The sequence below is a fragment of the Hoylesella timonensis S9-PR14 genome (assembly GCF_000762405.1).
Taxonomy (GTDB): domain Bacteria; phylum Bacteroidota; class Bacteroidia; order Bacteroidales; family Bacteroidaceae; genus Prevotella; species Prevotella timonensis_A.
This window is the reverse complement of the sequence record NZ_JRPQ01000216.1, coordinates 1-1,329: the sequence shown is the minus strand read 5'-3', so window position 1 is coordinate 1,329 and position 1,329 is coordinate 1. Positions and strand designations below refer to the sequence as shown.

The 1,329-nt window shown below is 46.3% G+C and carries 2 protein-coding genes; both read left to right on the top strand.

Annotated features, from left to right (window positions below):
• Nucleotides 1-1,130 (top strand): AAA family ATPase (locus HMPREF9304_RS11865; RefSeq protein ID WP_036929466.1); only part of this gene is annotated, 1,130 nt, incomplete at its 5' end.
• Nucleotides 1,118-1,329, top strand: a 212-nt coding sequence (locus tag HMPREF9304_RS11860; protein ID WP_036929460.1) for a hypothetical protein, incomplete at its 3' end; no start/stop codon positions are given. The genes HMPREF9304_RS11865 and HMPREF9304_RS11860, both read left to right, overlap by 13 nt.

Here is a 1,329-nt window from a genome sequence, read left to right as displayed (position 1 = left end):
CACTTCCGCTAAGTGGTACGAAGTCTGAAAAAGACATTTCTGATTTCTTTGCCTTAGGCAACGGGGCAAAGGAACTGAAAGAGCTGCTTGCCAAGATGTTCTCAGATCTATATAGCCAAACCATGATGATGTTACGTTCCTGTGAGATTGATTATGAGAATCCACCGGACATTTCCAAATCAGTAGTAGCAGTAAACGGTGTGCCACTCGGCACACAGGATAACCTGTTCTGCATTACCGGAGGTGAGGGGACAGGCAAGAGTAACTATGTGGGTGCCATCCTTGCTGGAGCGTTGGGAGAAAAACGATTGCCGATAGAAAATACCTTGGGATTGGAGATTACCGCCAATCCCAAAGGCTTGGCAGTCCTGCACTATGACACGGAACAGTCCGAGGCACAACTGCACAAGAACTTGGGTAAGACACTGCGTAGGGCTTCTTTGACGGCAGTACCTGAGTTTTGCCATTCCCTGTACCTTGCCTCTCTGTCCCGCAAGGACAGGCTGAAACTTATCCGTGAGAGTATGGATTTGTTTCATCACAGGCATGGAGGTATCCATCTTGTGGTAATTGACGGAATAGCCGACTTGATACGTTCTGCCAACGATGAAACGGAAAGTATTGCCATTGTGGACGAGCTTTATCGCTTGGCAGGGATTTATAATACCTGTATCATCTGCGTGCTACACTTCGTACCGAATGGAATCAAACTCCGTGGGCATATCGGCTCAGAACTTCAACGCAAGGCGGCAGGCATTCTCTCCATAGAGAAAGATGATAATCCTGAATACTCGGTGGTGAAAGCTCTGAAAGTCCGTGACGGAAGCCCGTTGGACGTACCGATGATGCTTTTCGGATGGGATAAGGCTGAGGACATGCACGTCTATCGTGGTGAGAAGTCCAAAGAGGACAAGGAAAAGCGCAAGACCGATGAACTCGTTGGCGTTATAAGAGAAGCCTTCCGAAATTCTTTCAAGCTCACCTATCAGGAACTTTGTGATGTTCTGATGCGAGAAATGGAAATTAAGGATAGAACCGCAAAGAAGTACATCGCCTACATGAAAGAACAGCATATCTTGGCACAGGATATCAATGGCAACTATCAAAAAGGAGAATTATGCCGTACATAAACTATAATGCAGAAGACACTTGGCAAAAACGCCTGTTCGATAAGCTCATGAATGTAGAGGACAAACTCGACCGTCTGCTTGTCCTGCAAGAACAATCCGTCGATACGTCTGTCCATCCACCATTGAAACCCGAATATTTGGATATCATAGATGTGTCCAAGATACTCAAAGTGGAACAAAAGACCATCTACAACTGGGT